The organism is Arthrobacter sp. 05T423 (assembly GCF_056396245.1).
The window spans coordinates 334,988-352,857 of the sequence record NZ_JBFTLC010000001.1; the positions used below are offsets into that span (position 1 = coordinate 334,988).

Genomic DNA, 17,870 nt, shown 5'->3' on the forward strand with positions numbered 1-17,870 from the left:
AATTGTGCAGATAATTGTCCAGGTAGCACTTGTCCTTGCCGTCGTCATTGTCTCGCTCGCACTCATGCGCGGCGGCTCGAACGCCAGGCACCTTGCCATCCGCCGAATCATGCTGGTTCTTTTCGCCTGCGTGGCAGCGCTCTCCATCTTCTTCCCTGAGCTACTGACCCGCGTGGCCCGAATGCTCGGCATTGGACGCGGAACCGACCTGGTGCTCTACGGACTCATCGTGAGTTTCCTCGTCTTCATGGCGACGACGTATCAGCGGTTCCGGCACATGGAATCCACCCTGACCAAGCTCTCCCGCAGAATTGCCCTGGATGAGACTCCTGCGCCCGGTAAAGACGAGCCCCTGAGGGACAAAGAAGACCGGCCCGGGCAGCGCCTGACTCCGCCGGCGCACGGAGGACAGTAATGCTGGATCGTACTGCCGAGCTGCCTTCGCTGCTGATCCTGACCTTTTCTCCCATCCGCTCAGATCCCAGGGTCCTCAAACAGGTCGAGCTGTTCAAGGGCAAGTACCGTGTTTCCACCTGCGGCTATGGTGGTGCCCCTGAAGGAATCGAAAACCACTTCGCTTTGCCGGACGACGCCCGGGGCTGGTCATCCGACAAGATTGGACTTCTCACGCGCCGTTATGGCCGCGTGTACGACGGAATGACGGCGGTTGCGGCAGCACGTAGGATCCTGCCACGCGGTGAGTTCGATGTTGTTCTGGCCAACGACCTGAATACGCTTCCGCTGGCCCTGGAACTTGAGCCGCGGCTCGGCGTCCATGCGGACCTTCATGAGTTCGCCCCCCGGGAGAAGGAAGCGGATCTCAAGTGGCGGGTGGCCGTGGCCCCGTTCATGCGGTGGCTTTGCCGGCGCTACCTGCCCTTGGCATCCTCAGTCACAACTGTTTCCCAAGGCATAGCTGAGGCGTATGCCGAGGATTACGGCGTCCCCGTGAATGTCGTCACCAACGCCGCGCCCTACACTGCCGCGGAAGTGCGGCCGGTCGGTCGGCCGCTGAGGCTGGTCCACAGCGGAGCAGCCCAGCGGTACAGGCAACTCGAGCGGCTTGTTGAAGCGATGACGGACGCTCCAGATGGGCTCACGCTGGACATGATCGTGATGCCGAACGAGCCGGATTACCTGGAAGAACTTAAAAATCTCGCTGCCGAAGTGCCGGCGGTCCGCTTCCGTGATCCCGTTCCCTATACCGAGCTGGTGAGGACAATGAGCGAGTACGACGCCTCAGTCGTGTTTTTTCCCCCCACGACCTTCAACTTAAGGCACACCCTGCCCAACAAATTCTTTGAGGCGGTTCAGGCCCGCATTGGTCTGATCACAGGGCCGAGCCCGGCCATGGTCCCGCTGATGGAGGAGTACGGGCTCGGGGCCGTCACAGAGGACTTCTCTGCAGCGTCGCTGCGGGAAACCCTGCATGGCTTGACGCCGGGAAAAATCTCAGCGTGGAAGAAGGCCGCGGATGCAGCCGCCCGGCCGCTGTCGGCAGAATCCCAAGTGCTGGCTTGGCAACAGGCTGTGGAGGACATCGTGTCCGCCAGGGCCGCGCGGGCCTGAGTCCTGCCAGTGCCTGAGCAATGGCAGGAAAGCAGAGAAGGCGGCTTCCCCGCGTAACCGGGAAGCCGCCTTCTCTGCTACTTGTCAGCCTCTCAGCCGGCGGCCGACGAGGACGAGACGGTTGACGCTACCCCCACGGATCCCGCCGTAACGACGGCGCCCCATCGGCTTCCTGCCATCACCGGATAGTAGCGCAGCTGACCGTTGGTCTGGACCGCCATCACGCCTTTGGCGGTAGTCTCCGCGAAGCCTTTGCTGGCAGAGAACTGGCGGAACGTCTGCCAGCCGGTACCGACAGTCTTCCTGGTTTCCGGGATGAACTTATTCGCACCAGTGGAACGGTAGAGCCGCATGGCGCCGGAGGCGGTGACCGCCAGCAGGTCCTGCCTGCCGTCCGAATCGAAGTCGATCATGGCGAGCTTCAGGCCCGACCAGCCCACGCCGATGCGTACCGGCGCACTGAGGCTCCGCCCGGACGCATTGGCCCAGTAGTACAGGGTCCCATCAGCTCCGTAACCGACCAAACCCGGATACGCGGATCCCGAGACCCACTTGCCCGCGACCAGGGTGGTCTGGGCGAAACCTGAGGCAGCGACTGTGACTGGCGCCGCGAACCCGCCCGCGGCCGAGCCGGGGTAGAGGGACAGCATGCCGTTGGGCCTTTGGGCCAGGACGTCAGCGACGCCATCGCTATTCCAGTCCACAACATTCAGGGACTTCATTCCAGACCAGCCGACCCCGATCTGGTAGGGGCTTCCCACGGAGGAGTTCCCTGCAGGGCGGTTCCAGAGCCCGCCGGAGGAATCTACAGTCAAGATATCTGCAGTGCTGGTGACGGCGCGACCCTGTACCAGGAGCCCGCTTCCCGCAATGAGAAGGCCATTCCAGCCCGAGGGTAGCGCCGACTTCGCGCCCAGTGTTCCGGCGGTCAGGGGATAGTAGCTCAACTGGCCCCCGCCGTCGCGGGCGAGAATACCGTTCGAGGAGGCCGCAGTGAACCCCCTGGCCGGGCTGATGCTGTTCATCGTGTTCCACCCCGTGGCCAGAAGCTTTCGGGTTTCGGCGATAAGCGTTCCCGTTCCGCCGGAGCGGTAAAGCGTCATACGGCCCAGGTAATCCACAGCCACAAGGTCCTGGTTCCCGTCACCGTCGGCGTCTGCCATTGAGATGTCCGTCTGGGTAAACCCTGAGGCGATCGTGGTGGCCGGGGCCAAGGCAGCGCCAGACGGGTTCCCGTGGAACTGGACCGAGCCGTCCGTTTTGCGGACTACAAGACCGGGATATTTGGAAGCCGTAATCCAGTTGCCGAAAGTGACGTCCGCGCCCGACAGGTTCGATGCGAGCACGGTTCGTGCAGCAAATCCTCCGGCCGGCAGGCCTGTCTGGATCCCGAGGACCCCGGTGGCGCTCAGCGTAGCCAGATCCTGAATGCCGTCGCCGTTCCAGTCAGTGACATGCACTGATGCCAGTCCGGTGAAGCCGGTGCCGATCCTGCTGGCCGCGCCCAATGTGCCCGTGCCCGCGTCGCGGCGGTAGACATTTCCCGCGGAGTCTACGGTTATGACGTCCGATGCGGAGGTGATTGAAGGCGTTACAGGCGGTGGTGGTGGAGTGCCGGTGGAAACGTTGATCGTTTCACCGCCCGCAATGAGGTAGTTGTTCCAGCCCGAGCCGATGGCGGTGACCGGACCCCAGGCTGACGTGCCGGGCACCGGATAGTAATAAAGCTGGCCGACGGTGTTCCGTGCCATGAGGCCGTTCGTTCCCGTCGTCTTGAAATTCGTGGTGACGGTGACGCTTGTCATGTTCTGCCAACCGCTGCCGATGGTCTTGCGGGCCTCGGTGATGAAGGCACCACCGCCATTCGTGCGGTACAGCAGCATTTGACCTGTGGGGTTCTGTGCCAGGATGTCCTGGTTGCCGTCGCCGTCGAAATCGATCATGGTGAGATTTCGTCCGGCCCAGCCCTGGCCGATGGCGGTTCCACCGCTTACGCCCGACCCGGACGTGTTGGTCCAGAGGCGCAGAACGCCCGAGTCGTCACGGCTGATGATTTGCGGATAGTAGCTGCTGTTGAACCAGTAACCGACGGTGAGCTGGTAGTCCCCCCAACCGGACGCAGCGAGAACCGGCCCGGTTGCAAAACCGCCGGCCGCGACTCCGAGGTAGACCGCGGCCCGCCCCGTGGTCCATTGGGCGACCAGGTCCAGGACGCCATCTGCGTTCCAGTCGATGGCGTTGATTGACCGCAGGCCGCGCCAGCCAGAGCCGATCTGTTTTCGGGCGCGGAACGTACCGCTGCCCGTCGCTGGGTAGTCCCAGAGGATGCCGGAGGAGTCCGCGGCCACCACGTCGCCCAAAGACGTTATGGACGGTGTGGGTACCGTGCCGTCAGCCGTCGAGGCAAACTTTTGCAGGCTGGCCAGCGTTCCGTTCCAGGCGTTGGAGTCGCCAGCGAACGGTCCGGTCGAACTGTACTGCCAGACGCTGTAAGTGCCCCAGCCATTGGGCATGGACCCCACGTACTGCGAGTAGGAGGCTAGATGGAGGGGCTGGTTGCTGAAGGCTCCGGAATTTCCAGTGCACTGGGACCACCAGTCGGTGGTCGTGTAGATCATCGGGAGTCGGCCGGTCCTGGCCAGGACCCTGTTGGAGAAGGCTGCGATCCAGCTGACCATCGCGCTCTGGCCCATGTTGTAGCAGGTGTTACCCAACTCCGTATACGGGTTGTACTCGATGTCGAGGAGCGGGGGCATGGTCTTCCCGTCTCCGCTCCAGCCGCCGCCGTTATTGACGAAAAAGTCGGCCTGTGCCGTTGCCGTTGAGACGCCGGGAAGGGCGAAGTGGTAGGCCCCTCGGATCATTCCGGCCGCCAGCGATCCGCCGTACTGGGCACCGAAGTTGGGATTCGTATACGTCATCCCCTCCGTGGCTTTCACATAGGCAAAACGCGCCCCCATGCTGTACTGCGCTGGCCAGTTGACGCTTGTCTGGTATCCGCTGACATCCAGCCCCTGCACTCCGGGCGCCATCCAGGTGTTGGCGGCCTCGGTGGAAATGGCATTCAGCGACGACGCCGTCGACTGCTTGGCGAAGGTAGTAGCCCGCCGCTTCATGCCCTGGCCCATGTAGGCGCCGTTTTTGCCGATTTCGGCGCGCAGGGCTGCCATGTCGATCGGGCCCGGCTCGGGCTGTGGCGCCGTCTGGCTCGTTGTAGCGGGGCTCGGTTCGACCGCCGTTGGCTCCGTCGCCTGCGGGAGAGCAGCAGCGGAGGGGGATACCGAAGCGCTTGCTGCCGGCTCCGGAGAGGCCGGGCCGGCAGGGGAGGTCGAGACCGCCTGAGCCGGGAGGCCACCGCCGAGGGAGAGCATCGTGGATAGGAGCGCTGTGCCGCTGAGTAGGACAACGCGCCTTGCCTTCAAGGCGAGAGCCGCGGAGATTTTGCTATTCGGGGAACAATTCATGTGACACTCCGTAGCCTTCAAATTCCGGGCAGAGAGCCGGCTCATGGCTGACGTCTTCGCCGTCTTGAGTCCCACCACGCCGGCGGCGATGTAGGCGGCCCATCCTAACACTGAAGATGCTGATGTTACTAATGTTGCTTATGTGATCCCTACAACTGAAGGCCGCGGTCCTTGAGCTGCTGTCCAGCGCGGGCTGTGAGGCGCGTCTTAGTTAACAGCACTGCCGCGGCCCCGCCTAAAATGAGGCCCATGAAGGTTTTGGTTACCGGCGGCGCCGGCTACATCGGATCACACACGGCTCTTTGCCTGCTCGAGGACGGCCACGACGTCGTCGTACTGGACAACCTCATGAACTCGAACATCGAGGCGGTCCACCGGGTTGAAGAGCTCGCCGGAAAGAAGGTGGAGTTCCGCGAGGCAGACCTGCTCGATGCCGTGGCTGTGGACCAGGTGTTCGCAGAGGGCGGCTTCGACGCCGTCATCCACTTCGCGGGCCTGAAGGCCGTCGGCGAGTCCGTGGCGAAGCCGCTGTGGTACTACAAGAACAACGTGGTGGGCACTCTGAACCTGCTTGAGAGCATGGAGAAGGCCGGTGTCCGCCGGCTGGTCTTCAGCTCGTCGGCCACCGTATACGGTGCGTCGGAGCATGTTCCCCTGATTGAGAAGTCTCCGCTGGACGCAACCAATCCTTATGGCAGAACCAAAGAGCAGATCGAAGACATCCTGTCCGACCTCAGCGACGCCGACCCGCGGTGGAGCATCGCACTGCTTCGCTACTTCAATCCTGTGGGCGCGCACGAATCGGGGCGCATCGGTGAAGACCCCCACGGCATCCCCAACAACCTGCTGCCCTTTGTTGCCCAGGTTGCGGTGGGACGCCGCGAGAAGGTCATGGTGTTTGGCAACGACTACCCCACGCCCGACGGCACAGGTGTCCGGGACTACATCCATGTCATGGACCTGGCCGCCGGCCACTTGGCAGCGCTGAACTATCTGCAGACGAAGACCGGTTCGTTCCGCTGGAACCTGGGGACCGGCCGGGGTTCGTCCGTCCTGGAGGTCATCGAGGCGTTCGGTGCTGCTGCAGGGCACCCGGTTCCCTATGAGTTCGCGCCCCGGCGGCCGGGGGACGCGGCAGTGAGCTACGCCGACGCCTCCGCGGCTTTGGCGGATCTGGGATGGTCCGCGCACCGTGATCTGGCACAGATGTGCGCTGACCACTGGCGCTGGCAGAGTGCCAACCCCTACGGCTACGCCGGCGCAGCAGCTGAATCTGTGCACGCTTCCGGCGCACCGTAGTATTCGTGGAGCCCATATACGGACAAGTCTCGAAACGCGGAAGCACCGGGGAGCCCTTCCCTTCGCAGGAGGCTGCGCTCGGCAGGCGGCCCGCTCCCGGCCGTTCCGGCGCCGTCGACTTTCTTCGCGTCCTGGGGATCACTGCCGTGGTCGCAGGCCATGTCACTGCTTGGGCTGGTCCACTTACCCGGGAGACGCTCTATCCGTGGCACGTGCCGTTGTTCTTTTTCCTGTCCGGCTATTTCTGGTCAGAAAAAAGGACTCTTAAGTCAGAGGTCAGAAATCGCATAAAGTCATTACTGCTTCCATACCTGCTCTGGCTGATTGTCATCGGAGCATGGTGGATGTCGCAGTTGGATGACATTGGGCCGGGAGCGTTTACCAAGCTACTTCTTGGCGGATCGCGGCTGACCGGTCCATTCGCGGCTTTCTGGTTCGTCACCGCACTTTTTGTGACAGTAGTGCTGCTTCGCGCCATTCAGCGATTCCCGCTGTGGCTTCAGTGGGCAGTTGCGCTCGGTGCACTAGCCGTCAACTATGCCGACAGCAATTTGGTTGCGAAAATTCCGTTGGCTGCCGGCGTCGGATGCACGTGCCTTGTTTTTGTTTTGGCGGGACGGGCCTTCAAGCAGCTTCGGAACCGGGTGAAGCGGCCCTTGTTGACGGGATCTCTTCTGATCCTGGGCTCTATCTGCTTGATCTTGGCCGACTGGTCGTCGCACTTTGACCTCAAAAATGCCAAACTCGGGGTTCCTGTAGTCACCGTCGTTGTTGCCGTCGCCATTTGCGCGGGGATGGTCCTTGTTGCTGAGAGACTCGTGCCGCTGGCTGGACGGGGGTTTGCTGCAGGGGTAACCATGCTGGCGAGGTGCGGTTTCATGGTTGTTCTTACCCATGCACTGCTTCTGATAGTTCTGATGCAGTGGGGTGCGGCGCCGTGGCTCGTGTTTTCCGGGTCTCTCGTCATACCCTGGGTGGCGGCTGCCCTTGTTCTTAGGACGCCTCTGGCGCCGTTGTTGCTGGGCACGCCCAGGGCTGGTATGCCGCGCGCGGTCCAGCCGGATCCGCTGACCGTCCGGTAGCAGCAGGCTTATCCACATGCCCCGCCAAGTGACTTGGCTCACGGGGTAGTATCCCTTAGTTTTAACCCAAAATGAACTGCTTCCGCTGGGGGCGGCAGTCGTTTGGGGGAACTCATGGATGCAGTACGCATTGTCGAGGATGAAGTCCGGGAGTTGATCCGTCGGCGGGGTCTCGATCCATTGCACCAGACCGCCGAGGTCAGGCGTCTCGTGGAAGCGGCCGTGACCGACTATGACGAACGCGCCCTCATGGGTCCGCTCCCGCCGCTCGGGCCGCTGGAATCGGCGCGCCGGTTTGTCTTCGACGCGGTGGCCGGGTTCGGCGCCCTCCAACCATTGCTCGATGATCCTGGCATCGAGGAAATCTGGATCAACGCGCCCACGGAAATCTACGTTGCACGGAATGGTGAATCCGAGCTCACTTCACTGACCCTTACGGACCAGCAGGTCCGGGACCTTGTCGAACGCATGCTGAAGAGCTCGGGCCGTCGGCTGGACATGTCATCGCCGTTCGTCGACGCTGCACTGCCGGACGGGTCCCGCCTGCACGTGGTTATTCCGGATGTCACCAGGCGCCACTGGGCCGTCAACATCCGTAAGTTCGTTGTGAAGGCAAGCCGGCTGGATCATCTTGTGGAGTTGGGCACGCTGACCCCTCAGTCCGGTCGTTTCCTTGGCGCCGCGGTGGCGAGCGGACTCAACATCCTGGTCTCGGGGGCGACACAGGCGGGAAAGACCACACTGCTGAACTGCCTCGCCGCCAGCATCGGCAGCCGCGAGCGCGTCGTTACGGTGGAGGAGATCTTCGAACTGCAGTTTCCCCTGCGCGACGTTGTCGGGCTGCAATGCCGGCAACCCAATCTGGAGGGCGAAGGAGAGATCCCCCTCCGCCGACTGGTTAAGGAAGCACTCAGGATGCGGCCCGACCGCCTGGTGGTGGGTGAGGTCCGGGAAGCAGAATGCCTCGACATGCTGATCGCCCTTAACAGCGGCCTGCCGGGGATGTGCACCGTCCATGCCAACTCTGCACACGACGCCGTGACCAAGTTATGCACGCTGCCCTTGCTCGCCGGCGACAACATTTCCAGCGCTTTTGTGGTGCCTACCGTGGCCTCCTGCATCGATCTGGTGGTTCACTGCAGCCGACTTGCAAACGGACGCAGGCAGGTAACGGAAATTCTGTCCCTGGGCAGGCGGGTCGAGAACGGAGTTATCGAGTCCTCAATGATTTTCTCGATGATCGGCGGGCTGCTTGAGCCGACTGCCAACACCATGCCGGCGGAGGAGAAATTCGCCAAGGCCGGCTATGAGGTTGCAGCGCTTCTGGATCCGCGCTGATGGCTGCGCTGCTGGGGGTTCTGACAGGCGCGGGGCTGTTCCTCATCTGGTGGTCGGCCTGGGACCAGCCAGTGCGCCCCAAACGTCAACCGCGGACAAGCCGTCTCCATGACCTGCTGCTGTCCGCCGGCATTGAAAAGGTCACCGGCGCCGGTCTCATCGGCAGCTGCCTGGGCCTTGGCGCTTTTGCAACGTTGGCCTTCTTCGCAGTGAGCAGGTCCTTGCCCATCTCCGTTTGCTTCGGCCTGTTCGGCGCCTGGCTTCCGGTGGCGGTGGTGAAATGGCGGGCCAAGAGACGCAGTTCCGTCCTGCGGCGGGTATGGCCTGACGTCGTGGATCACCTGCGGTCGGCCATCCGGGCGGGGCTGTCCCTTCCGGAGGCACTGACACAACTGGGCGAAAAGGGCCCCGAGGAGCTGCGGCACGTATTTCGCGACTTCGGCTCGGACTACCGCTCGGGCGGCCAGTTCGATGCGTCCCTGAACAGACTCAAGGAACGGCTGGCGGACCCCGTAGCCGACCGCATCATCGAGGCACTTAGGCTTACCCGTGAGGTGGGCGGCTCCGATCTCGGCAAACTGCTGGGGACCCTCGCCGAGTTCCTTCGCGAAAGTGCACGGACCCGTAGCGAGCTTGAGGCGCGGCAGTCATGGACTGTCAACGCGGCCCGCCTGGCCGTCGCGGCCCCGTGGATCGTCATGCTCCTGCTGGTGAGTCGTCCAGAGGCGGTGGCTGCATACAACACCCCCATCGGGGCGGCCGTGCTGTTGGGAGGCCTGGTGGTGTCGCTGGTGTGCTATTCGGTCATGCTGAAGATCGGGGCCTTGCCTGACGAAGAGAGGGTTCTGCGATGACCGCCGTGCCAGCGGCAGCGATCGTCTGCGGCGCACTCCTCGGTGCAGGACTGTGGCTCCTCCTCGTCCGGCTCCCTTTCATGCGGTCCGTCAGCTTCGTGGAACGGATCGAACCGCAGCTCAGGTCACAGAATCTTGAATCCAGGCTCTTGCGGGCCGAAGAACACATCCTCACCCCGTTCGGCCCCCTCGAACGCATACTCCGCCCGCTGATCAGGGAGGCCACTGCCAAACTGGCACGGTTCAACCTGGGCTCCGCGGCTCTCAGCCGCAGGCTGGCACAGGCGAGAATCGACAAATCACCCCTCGACTTCCGCGCCCAGCAGCTCTTCTGGGCTCTCTGCGCGTTCATCGCAGCAGTCAGCGTGATTGTGCTGGCAGCTCTCGGCGGGAGGTTCAGTCCCGTCCTCGCGGTAGCGGTCTCCGTCGGCAGCGGGATCGGCGGATTCCTCTTCCGTGATTACTGGCTGGGGGTGCAGATCAAGCGGCGGGAGGAACGGATGCTGGCGGAGTTCCCCAGCCTGGCCGAAATGATTGCGCTCGCGGTGGGCGCGGGGGAAAGCGCCGCCGGTGCCCTCGACCGCGTGTGCAGGACCGCCCGGGGCGAGCTCTCCAAAGAATTCAGCAGGGCGCTGGCGGAAACCCGTGCAGGAAAACCGCTGGTGGAAGCGCTTCAGGAGTTTTCCGGGCGCACGGATCTGGGCCCGCTCATCCGCTTTGTTGACGGCATCATCGTGGCGGTGGAACGCGGCACGCCGCTGGCCGAAGTCCTCAGGGCCCAGGCACAGGACGTCCGGGACACAGCCAAGCGTGAGCTGATGGAGTCCGCCGGGAAGAAGGAAATCGCAATGATGGTGCCGCTTGTCTTCGGGGTGCTGCCGCTGACCGTGGTATTCGCCGTGTTCCCCGGAATAGCGGCACTCAGCCTGAATTTTTGACGCCAGCTGCCCGGCAACAGCGGGGGCAGCGGCATGATCCAAAGAACAGACAAACAACTCGGAGAAAAGGGAAGCACATGACATTCATGGCCAGGCACGGACTTGCACTTGTCGGCGCGGTGGCGGCGCTGATCGGCCACCCCTTGGCCGCGGTCCTGCAGCCCCGGAGGACCGCGGCGTCCACGGACCATCCTGAGCGCGGTGATGTGCCCGGCTGGGTCATGATTACCCTGATGTCGGCGGTGCTTGTGGCCGCGTTGCTGGCCTTGGCCGGTCCCGCCCTGGAAGCCATGTTCAACCAGGCAATGGACACGGTCGGAAAGTAACCCGTGAACGGGACCGCCGCGGACACTTCCGGGCGCGAGTGCGGTGCTGCCGTGGTCGACTTTGTGCTCGTGGGCGCCCTGCTGACCATGTTTTTCGTCTCCGTGATCCAGCTCGCGCTCATCCTGCACGTCCGTAACACACTCATCGACGCGGCGGCGTCCGGCGCCCGCTACGGGACCTTGGCGGACCGCGGCCCTGACGACGCCCGGCGCCGCACCGGTGAGCTCATCGGCACGGCACTCAATACGGACTTTGCCCGCGACATCGAAACGCGTGAGGTCGTCTTCCAGGGACTGCGGACGCTGGAGGTGACCGTCAGGGCACCAATGCCGGTCATTGGCCTGATCGGGCCACGCGAGGGGCTGGAGGTCACCGGTCATGCCGCGATCACCAGGTAGCCGCGGGCTGGGGCACCGCTTCGACTCCCTTGCAGTCAGGTTCTGCGAGGCTCTGTGCCCCGGCGCCACGGACAACCACGCGGCCCGCGACGACGGGCAGCGGGGGAGTGCGGTAGTGGAATTCACGTTCCTGGGACTGCTTCTCATGGTTCCGGTGGTGTACTTCATCATTACTGTTGGCCAGATTCAGGGCGGCTCCTTCGCGGTGGTGGGCGCAGCGGACCAGGCGGCCAAGGTCTTCGTGGCCCAGCCCGATGCTGCGTCGGGCCGGGCAGCAGCAGAGCGGGCCACCATGGTTGCCCTCGCTGACTACGGGCATCCCGCCGGGAACGCCAGCGTCGAGATCGGCTGTGATTCGGGTGGTGACTGCATGGCGGCGGGCTCTGCTGTCACCGTCACCGTAAGGCTCACCGTGCCCTTGCCTTTCGTACCCTTCGGGGAAGCGCTTCGGCTCAACGCCAGCCAGCTGAGCGCGTCGGCCACCCAGGTAGTGGGCAGGTTCCGTTGACGCTTCCTGCAGCAAGCCCCGCCGCCGCACCAGCACGAACGAACCGTGATGAGGGCGGCCAGATGGCAGTCCTCATCATCGGATTCGTCATGCTGGCCCTGCTGGTCAGCACCGTGGTCATGGCCGCGTCCAGCCTTTACATCGAGCACAAGAAACTCTTGTCCCTCGCCGACGGCGCATCGGTGGCAGCCGCCGACTCCTATACCCTTGGCCAGGTCGAAACCGCCGGCGGCACTCCCTCGGCACTGCTGAATGGGGACAGGGTCCGGAACGTCGCAGCCGACTATCTCAGCCGCAACGGCGCCTTCGGACGGGTCGACGGGCTGGCCGTCACGGCCGGAACCGGGACGCCCGACGGTTCCACCGCCATCGTGGTTCTCACCGCCACGGTGCACCCGCCGGCGGTCAACTTCCTCATCCCCGACGGCATAACGATTGCTGCCTCGTCCACGGCACGCTCGCGGCTGACCAGGTAGCCCAACTGCCCGCCGTCCGGTCTGTCTGGGTGGATAGCGTACGCTTAAACAACCATGGCTCAAATTGATTTTGCTGCAGAAATCCGCGCGCTGCGCGGCACCTATACCTCCATCGAAAAGGTCACCGATGTCGAGGCGCTCAAGGAAGAGATCGCAGAACTGAGCGAGCGGGCCGGCGAGCCGGACCTCTGGGATGACCCCGCAGCCGCCCAGATCATCACATCACGGCTTTCGCACCGCCAATCCGAGCTGGAGCGGCTGAACACCCTCGCCTCCCGAATCGATGACCTTGAGGTGCTGGTGGAGCTCGGCCAGGACGAAGACGACGCAGACTCGATGGGGGAGGCTGAGTCGGAGCTTCGGTCCATCCGCAAATCGCTGAAGGACCTTGAAGTGGTCACCCTGCTGTCCGGCGAGTACGACGAGCGCGAGGCCGTGGTCACGATCCGCTCGGGTGCCGGCGGCGTCGATGCCGCTGACTTCGCCGAAATGCTGCTGCGCATGTACCTCCGGTGGGCAGAGCGCCATGGATACCCCACCACGGTCATGGACACCTCCTATGCGGAGGAGGCAGGCCTCAAGTCCGCCACCTTTGAAGTCAATGCGCCGTACGCGTTCGGCACGCTGAGTGTCGAGGCGGGAACGCACCGGCTGGTCAGGATCAGCCCGTTCGACAATCAGGGACGGCGGCAGACCTCCTTCGCTGCCGTGGAAGTCATTCCCCTGATCGAACAGACGGACTCCATTGACATCCCGGACAACGAAATCCGTGTAGATGTCTTCCGCTCATCCGGCCCCGGCGGCCAGTCGGTCAACACCACCGACTCCGCCGTCCGACTGACGCACATACCCACCGGCACGGTGGTGTCCATGCAGAACGAGAAGTCACAGCTGCAGAACCGCGCCGCCGCGATGAGGGTGCTCCAGTCGAGGCTCCTGCTGCTCAAGAAGGAGCAGGAGGACGCGGAGAAGAAGGCCTTCGCCGGCGACGTCAAGGCTTCGTGGGGCGACCAGATGCGCTCCTACGTCCTGAACCCGTACCAGATGGTCAAGGATCTGCGCACAGAACACGAGGTGGGCAACACCAGCGCCGTGTTGGACGGCGCCATCGACGACTTCATCGAAGCCGGGATCCGCTGGCGCACCGACAACCGCAACGCCGAACGCTAAACCAGCAGAACGCGAAACGAGCCGGGTGCGGCGCTCAAATCCCGCGACACGCCCCTCTGACTCCCGCCTGAGCATGGCAGCCCGTGCGTATAGTCGAGAGGCCGGAGCTCTACTTCCCCCTAGCGAAAGCCCCCGCACCGGTTGCAGACCATGCCCATAGGGCCGTGTCCTGCAGGGTATTAGGGTCATGATCCGTTTCGAAAATGTCACCAAGGTCTACGACCAGAAGGCCAGGCCCGCCCTGGATTCCGTCAGCCTTGAAATTGACCGTGGTGAATTCGCCTTCCTCGTCGGCGCGTCGGGATCCGGTAAGTCCACGTTCCTGCGCCTCGTCCTCAAGGAAGACCGTGCCACCTCCGGCATGGTCTACGTCGCAGGCCAGAACGTGGCCAACATCTCCAGCTGGCGTGTGCCCCGCCTGCGCCGCGGAATCGGCGTGGTGTTCCAGGACTTCCGCCTGCTGCCGCAGAAGAATGTCTTCGCCAACGTCGCCTTTGCCATGCAGGTCATCGGCAAGAGCCGCAGCGTCATCCGCGACACCGTCCCCGAGGTGCTCAAGACCGTAGGCCTGGAGGGCAAAGAGAAGCGCATGCCCCACGAGCTCTCCGGCGGCGAGCAGCAGCGCGTGGCCATCGCGCGCGCTGTGGTCAACCGCCCCGGCATCCTGCTGGCCGACGAGCCCACCGGCAACCTCGACCCCACGACGTCCATGGGCATCATGGGTGTCCTGGACAAGATCAACCAGAACGGAACAACGGTGGTCATGGCCACGCACGACGACGACATCGTGAACGAGATGCGCAAGCGTGTTGTGGAACTCAAGAACGGCAAGGTCATCCGCGACGAAGCCCGGGCCCTCTACACGTCGATGATCCCCGTGGTGGGCCAGTCGCGCAGGCTCAAGGATGCCAGCGGGCTCGACGACGCGGAGCCGCACGATGGGGCAGGACGTGACCGGGCGGCCCGCGACCAGGCAGGGGAGGGCCGGCTGTGAGGCTCCAGTTCATCCTCGGCGAGATCGGCGGCGGCCTGAGGCGCAACCTGTCGATGGTCGTCTCCGTCATCCTGGTCACCTTCGTGTCCCTGACCTTTGTGGGCGCCGCAGGTATGCTCCAGCTGCAGATCAACCAGATGAAGGGCTACTGGTACGACAAGGTCCAGGTGGCCATCTTCCTTTGCGGTGAAGGTTCGACGGCGGCCGGCTGCGCCTCTGGACCGGTAACGGCCGAACAGCAGGACAACCTTCGGACCCTGCTGGCATCGCCGGCAGTGGCCCAGTACATCAACGACTTCCAGTTCGAGTCCAAGGACGACGCCTACAAGCACTTCAAGGAGCAGTTCTCGAACTCTCCCATCGTCGACTCGGTGACGCCGGACCAGCTTCCCGCCTCGTTCCGGATCAACATGAAGGACCCGGAAAAGTACCAGATCATCAGTGAGACCTTCTCCTCGCAGCCGGGCGTCGAAACGGTCATCGATCAGCGGCAGGTCCTGGAGCGGCTCTTCTCCGTCATGAACGCGGCGTCCCTCGTCGCGGTGATCATCGCCGGCGTAATGACGGTGTGCGCCATCCTGCTCATCGCCACCACAATCCGGCTCTCGGCGTTCAGCCGGCGGCGGGAGACAGGCATCATGCGGCTCGTGGGGGCGTCGAAGGCAGTGATCCAGCTGCCCTTCATCCTCGAGGGCGTGATCGCGGCTGTCATTGGCGCCGCCCTCGCGTCGGGAACGCTATGGGCCGTGGCCCATTTCTTCCTGGGCGAATACCTGTCCAAGCAGTATCCTGACACGGCGTTCATCTCTCCGGCACAGACCCTCCTCCTTGCCCCGGCCCTCGTCGGGCTGGGTGTGGTTCTGGCAGGCACTTCATCTCTGCTCACGCTCCGCCGATACTTGAGGGTGTAGGCCATGCTCACCGAAGGAATGCCCATGACGAGTTCGGTCAGGCCCGTGCGAAAGAGCCCCGCGGGGCGCCAGCGCAGGATTGTCGGTGCCGCCGTGGCACTGATGCTGGCCGCGAGCCTGGGCGTCGCGTCAGCGCCCGCCGCCTTCGCCGACGACCTTGAGGACCAGCAGGCCGCACTGAAGGCCGAAGCTGCCCGGGTTCAGGAGTCGCTCGAATTCGTCGACGCAAAAATTTCCAAGGCGGCCGCGGACCTCGTCATCTACCGCGGACAGCTTCCGGCCGCGCAGCAGGCGCTGCTCGAAGCCCAAGGCCGGGTAGCGAGTGCCGTCAAGGAAGTGGAAGCCCTCGCCGCCAGGGTGGATCTCGCCCAGCAGAACAAGGCCAAGATCACGCAGCAGCTGGACACGGACAGGCAAAAGATCGCCAGCACGAAGAAGCTGATAGGCCAGATCGCAACCCAGGCCTACAAGTCCGGCGGTGTGCCCTCAGACCTCACCCTCTTCTTCGGTTCCAACAACACCGGCAGCCTCACCGACACGATGGACATGGCTGACCAGGCGCTCCGCAGCCAGAACTCCGCGATGGACAAGCTCACCCAGCAGAACGCCACCAATGTGAACTCGCAGGCCCGCCTGCAGGCAGTCGAAGCCGAAATCCAGGACCTCAAGGCCAAGGCCGACGCGGCGCTTGCCAAAGAGAAAGCCGCCCGCGACGAGGCTGCCGCCCAAAAGGCCAAGGTGGACAAGCTCATCGCCGACACCACCCGAATCAACAACGAACTCGAGGCGGCCAAGCCGGGAATCCAGAAGAAGCTGGCTACCGTCAAGGCGCGCCAGGACGCCGTCGCCGCCGAAATCGTGGAACGTGACCGGAAGCTGCGCGAGGCGTGGCTCGCTGAGCAGCGGCGGATCGCCGCTGCTGCCGCCGCGGCCGCCAAGGCCAAGGGTGAGGAACCCAAACCCTTCGTTCCGGTGACCGGCCCGCCGTCGGCCTTTGGCCTCCGCCACCCGTTCCCCGATAGCGTGCCCATCACCTCCGGTTTTGGCTGGCGTTCGACGCCGCCGGGCACCATCGACTTCTACGGCACCGGCGGATACATGCACACGGGCATTGACTTCGGTGCCGCCTGCGGCACACCGGTGTACGCAGCGGCAGCCGGCGAAGTTTTCTCAGCCGGCTGGGCGGACGACGGCGGCGGAAACAACGTCAAGATCTCGCACGGCGTGGTCCAGGGCAATTCGCTGACCACGATCTACTACCACAACACGAGCGTGGTGGTGTCGGTCGGACAGCAGGTCAGCCAGGGCCAGCTCATCGCCTACTCGGGCACGACCGGAAACTCGACGGGCTGCCACTCACACTTTGAGACCTGGCTGAACGGCGTGGCCGTTGACCCGATGCGCCTGCTCTAACGAGGGGGAACGCGGCCTGCCCGCACGGGGGCCACGGCGCACCTGCCGTAGAATAGTAAGGCTTTGTCCCGGCGCCGCCGGGACAGTCAGTACCGAGGACTGAGGAGTTGAACCGTGCCCAAAGAAAGTGGCCGTAAAGTCGTGGCCACCAACCGGAAGGCCCGGCACGACTACCACGTCATGGACACCTATGAGGCGGGCATCGCGCTCATGGGGACGGAGGTGAAGTCCCTCCGCGAAGGCCACGCTTCCATGGTCGATGGGTTCTGCACGTTCTACAACGACGAGCTCTGGATGGAAGGCATCCACATCCCTGAATACAACCAGGGAAGCTGGACCAACCATGCAGCGCGCCGGCGTCGGAAACTCCTGCTGCACCGCGAAGAACTGATCAAGATCTCGCACAAGATCCGCGAATCGGGCTTCACCATCGTGCCGCTCCAGCTGTACTTCGTGGACGGCCGTGCCAAGGTGGAAATCGGCATCGCACGCGGTAAGAAGGACTACGACAAGCGCCAGACTTTGCGCGAGCAGCAGGACAAGCGCGAGGCCCTGCGCGTCATGCGGGAACGCAACCGGCGCTGACCGGGCCCCGCCGACGCGCGGTGTGCCGGCTGGAATGATTCGCCGCGCCGATGCGTTATTATTGGTAGTCCGGCAGGGATCTGGTCCAGAACCTTACGCTCCGCCGGTTTGGTAACAAAATACGGGGATGATCGGTTTCGACGATGTTAGTCGCGACAGGTGAAGCGGGCCGAGGATGCAGAATTATCTCGTAAACGCTGTCTGCAAACCAATAAGTGCCGAATCTAAGCGCACTGACTTCGCTCTTGCTGCCTAAGCAGTAAGACAGTCCGTCAGCCCGAGGCTGCTATCGCCCCGGATCCTGGCGTCATTTAGATAGCCACTGCTGTTTGCTCCCGTCATCGGAGTAAACGGGACTTTTAGATGACTGGGCCCGGATCAGCCGCCTGTTTGCAGGACGGCTGGGGCCGAGAATATCCGACGCAAACTGCGCCCGGAGAAGCCCTGACAACACGACATCGGACGGGGGTTCAATTCCCCCCATCTCCACGAAATCCCGTTACCTGACGGGGAATGCCCGGACCTCGGTCCGGGCATTCCTTAT

The 17,870-nt window shown here is 63.6% G+C and carries 17 protein-coding genes and 1 other RNA gene; 17 read left to right on the forward strand and 1 reads right to left on the reverse strand.

Annotated features, from left to right (window positions below):
• Window positions 1-4 precede the first annotated feature (4 nt).
• Together AC1DFE_RS01580 and AC1DFE_RS01585 are read left to right on the forward strand one after the other, a co-directional pair.
• Window positions 5-415 carry a DUF2304 family protein gene (locus AC1DFE_RS01580; RefSeq protein WP_476904167.1) on the forward strand — a complete coding sequence of 137 codons (411 nt, stop codon included), beginning with the start codon at window positions 5-7 and terminating at the stop codon, window positions 413-415.
• On the forward strand, window positions 415-1,569 hold the full coding sequence (locus AC1DFE_RS01585; protein WP_476904168.1) for a glycosyltransferase: 1,155 nt from the start codon (window positions 415-417) through the stop codon (window positions 1,567-1,569). Before AC1DFE_RS01580 ends, AC1DFE_RS01585 begins: the two co-directional genes overlap by 1 nt.
• Window positions 1,570-1,661: 92 nt before the next feature.
• Here the strand turns inward: AC1DFE_RS01585 and AC1DFE_RS01590 are convergent, their stop codons facing one another.
• The gene (locus AC1DFE_RS01590) at window positions 1,662-4,739 is read right to left on the reverse strand and encodes a lysozyme (RefSeq protein ID WP_476904169.1); all 3,078 of its coding nucleotides are present in this window, start codon (window positions 4,737-4,739) and stop codon (window positions 1,662-1,664) included.
• Window positions 4,740-5,282: 543 nt separating this feature from the next.
• On the opposite strand from AC1DFE_RS01590, the gene galE reads away from it, so the two are divergent.
• The 15 genes from galE to ssrA all read left to right on the forward strand — a co-directional run bounded on the left by galE (window position 5,283) and on the right by ssrA (window position 17,818).
• Window positions 5,283-6,332, forward strand: coding sequence for a UDP-glucose 4-epimerase GalE (gene galE / locus AC1DFE_RS01595; protein WP_476904170.1), 1,050 nt, complete (start codon window positions 5,283-5,285; stop codon window positions 6,330-6,332).
• A gap of 5 nt (window positions 6,333-6,337) precedes the next feature.
• Window positions 6,338-7,414, forward strand: coding sequence for an acyltransferase family protein (locus AC1DFE_RS01600; RefSeq protein WP_476904171.1), 1,077 nt, complete (start codon window positions 6,338-6,340; stop codon window positions 7,412-7,414).
• A 114-nt stretch (window positions 7,415-7,528) separates the two neighbouring features.
• Window positions 7,529-8,752: a CpaF family protein gene (locus AC1DFE_RS01605; protein ID WP_476904172.1), complete on the forward strand. Its 1,224-nt coding sequence runs from the start codon at window positions 7,529-7,531 to the stop codon at window positions 8,750-8,752.
• A complete protein-coding gene (locus tag AC1DFE_RS01610; RefSeq protein ID WP_476904173.1) occupies window positions 8,752-9,606 on the forward strand; it encodes a type II secretion system F family protein in 855 nt (284 codons plus the stop codon). Before AC1DFE_RS01605 ends, AC1DFE_RS01610 begins: the two co-directional genes overlap by 1 nt.
• Complete coding sequence (locus tag AC1DFE_RS01615; RefSeq protein ID WP_476904174.1) at window positions 9,603-10,544, forward strand: type II secretion system F family protein; 942 nt, start codon at window positions 9,603-9,605, stop codon at window positions 10,542-10,544. Before AC1DFE_RS01610 ends, AC1DFE_RS01615 begins: the two co-directional genes overlap by 4 nt.
• An 86-nt stretch (window positions 10,545-10,630) precedes the next feature.
• A complete protein-coding gene (locus AC1DFE_RS01620; RefSeq protein ID WP_476904375.1) occupies window positions 10,631-10,870 on the forward strand; it encodes a hypothetical protein in 240 nt (79 codons plus the stop codon).
• Between the two features lie 3 nt (window positions 10,871-10,873).
• Window positions 10,874-11,269 (forward strand): TadE family protein, encoded by a 396-nt coding sequence (locus AC1DFE_RS01625; protein WP_476904175.1) that lies wholly within the window; start codon window positions 10,874-10,876, stop codon window positions 11,267-11,269.
• On the forward strand, window positions 11,250-11,777 hold the full coding sequence (locus AC1DFE_RS01630) for a hypothetical protein (protein ID WP_476904176.1): 528 nt from the start codon (window positions 11,250-11,252) through the stop codon (window positions 11,775-11,777). The genes AC1DFE_RS01625 and AC1DFE_RS01630 overlap by 20 nt, the downstream gene beginning before the upstream one ends.
• Before the next feature lie 62 nt (window positions 11,778-11,839).
• Window positions 11,840-12,253, forward strand: coding sequence for a pilus assembly protein TadG-related protein (locus tag AC1DFE_RS01635; RefSeq protein ID WP_476904177.1), 414 nt, complete (start codon window positions 11,840-11,842; stop codon window positions 12,251-12,253).
• A gap of 54 nt (window positions 12,254-12,307) precedes the next feature.
• A complete protein-coding gene (gene prfB / locus AC1DFE_RS01640) occupies window positions 12,308-13,423 on the forward strand; it encodes a peptide chain release factor 2 (RefSeq protein ID WP_476904178.1) in 1,116 nt (371 codons plus the stop codon).
• A 187-nt stretch (window positions 13,424-13,610) separates the two neighbouring features.
• The gene (gene ftsE, locus AC1DFE_RS01645) at window positions 13,611-14,417 is read left to right on the forward strand and encodes a cell division ATP-binding protein FtsE (protein ID WP_476904179.1); all 807 of its coding nucleotides are present in this window, start codon (window positions 13,611-13,613) and stop codon (window positions 14,415-14,417) included.
• Complete coding sequence (gene ftsX / locus AC1DFE_RS01650; RefSeq protein WP_476904180.1) at window positions 14,414-15,328, forward strand: permease-like cell division protein FtsX; 915 nt, start codon at window positions 14,414-14,416, stop codon at window positions 15,326-15,328. Before ftsE ends, ftsX begins: the two co-directional genes overlap by 4 nt.
• 24 nt (window positions 15,329-15,352) lie before the next feature.
• Window positions 15,353-16,741 carry a peptidoglycan DD-metalloendopeptidase family protein gene (locus tag AC1DFE_RS01655; protein ID WP_476904181.1) on the forward strand — a complete coding sequence of 463 codons (1,389 nt, stop codon included), beginning with the start codon at window positions 15,353-15,355 and terminating at the stop codon, window positions 16,739-16,741.
• Window positions 16,742-16,855: 114 nt separating this feature from the next.
• A complete protein-coding gene (gene smpB / locus AC1DFE_RS01660) occupies window positions 16,856-17,326 on the forward strand; it encodes an SsrA-binding protein SmpB (RefSeq protein ID WP_003804881.1) in 471 nt (156 codons plus the stop codon).
• Between the two features lie 123 nt (window positions 17,327-17,449).
• Window positions 17,450-17,818: a transfer-messenger RNA gene (gene ssrA / locus AC1DFE_RS01665) on the forward strand.
• Window positions 17,819-17,870 lie beyond the last annotated feature (52 nt).

Coding starts and splice junctions, on each gene's coding strand:
- AC1DFE_RS01585 (WP_476904168.1), top strand. CDS start 415: ATGCTGGATCGTACTGCCGAGCTGCCTTCGCTGCTGATCCTGACCTTT.
- AC1DFE_RS01590 (WP_476904169.1), bottom strand. CDS start 4,739: ATGGCAGCCCTGCGCGCCGAAATCGGCAAAAACGGCGCCTACATGGGC.
- galE (WP_476904170.1), top strand. CDS start 5,283: ATGAAGGTTTTGGTTACCGGCGGCGCCGGCTACATCGGATCACACACG.
- AC1DFE_RS01605 (WP_476904172.1), top strand. CDS start 7,529: ATGGATGCAGTACGCATTGTCGAGGATGAAGTCCGGGAGTTGATCCGT.
- AC1DFE_RS01610 (WP_476904173.1), top strand. CDS start 8,752: ATGGCTGCGCTGCTGGGGGTTCTGACAGGCGCGGGGCTGTTCCTCATC.
- AC1DFE_RS01615 (WP_476904174.1), top strand. CDS start 9,603: ATGACCGCCGTGCCAGCGGCAGCGATCGTCTGCGGCGCACTCCTCGGT.
- AC1DFE_RS01620 (WP_476904375.1), top strand. CDS start 10,631: ATGGCCAGGCACGGACTTGCACTTGTCGGCGCGGTGGCGGCGCTGATC.
- AC1DFE_RS01630 (WP_476904176.1), top strand. CDS start 11,250: ATGCCGCGATCACCAGGTAGCCGCGGGCTGGGGCACCGCTTCGACTCC.
- AC1DFE_RS01635 (WP_476904177.1), top strand. CDS start 11,840: ATGGCAGTCCTCATCATCGGATTCGTCATGCTGGCCCTGCTGGTCAGC.
- prfB (WP_476904178.1), top strand. CDS start 12,308: ATGGCTCAAATTGATTTTGCTGCAGAAATCCGCGCGCTGCGCGGCACC.
- ftsE (WP_476904179.1), top strand. CDS start 13,611: ATGATCCGTTTCGAAAATGTCACCAAGGTCTACGACCAGAAGGCCAGG.
- AC1DFE_RS01655 (WP_476904181.1), top strand. CDS start 15,353: ATGACGAGTTCGGTCAGGCCCGTGCGAAAGAGCCCCGCGGGGCGCCAG.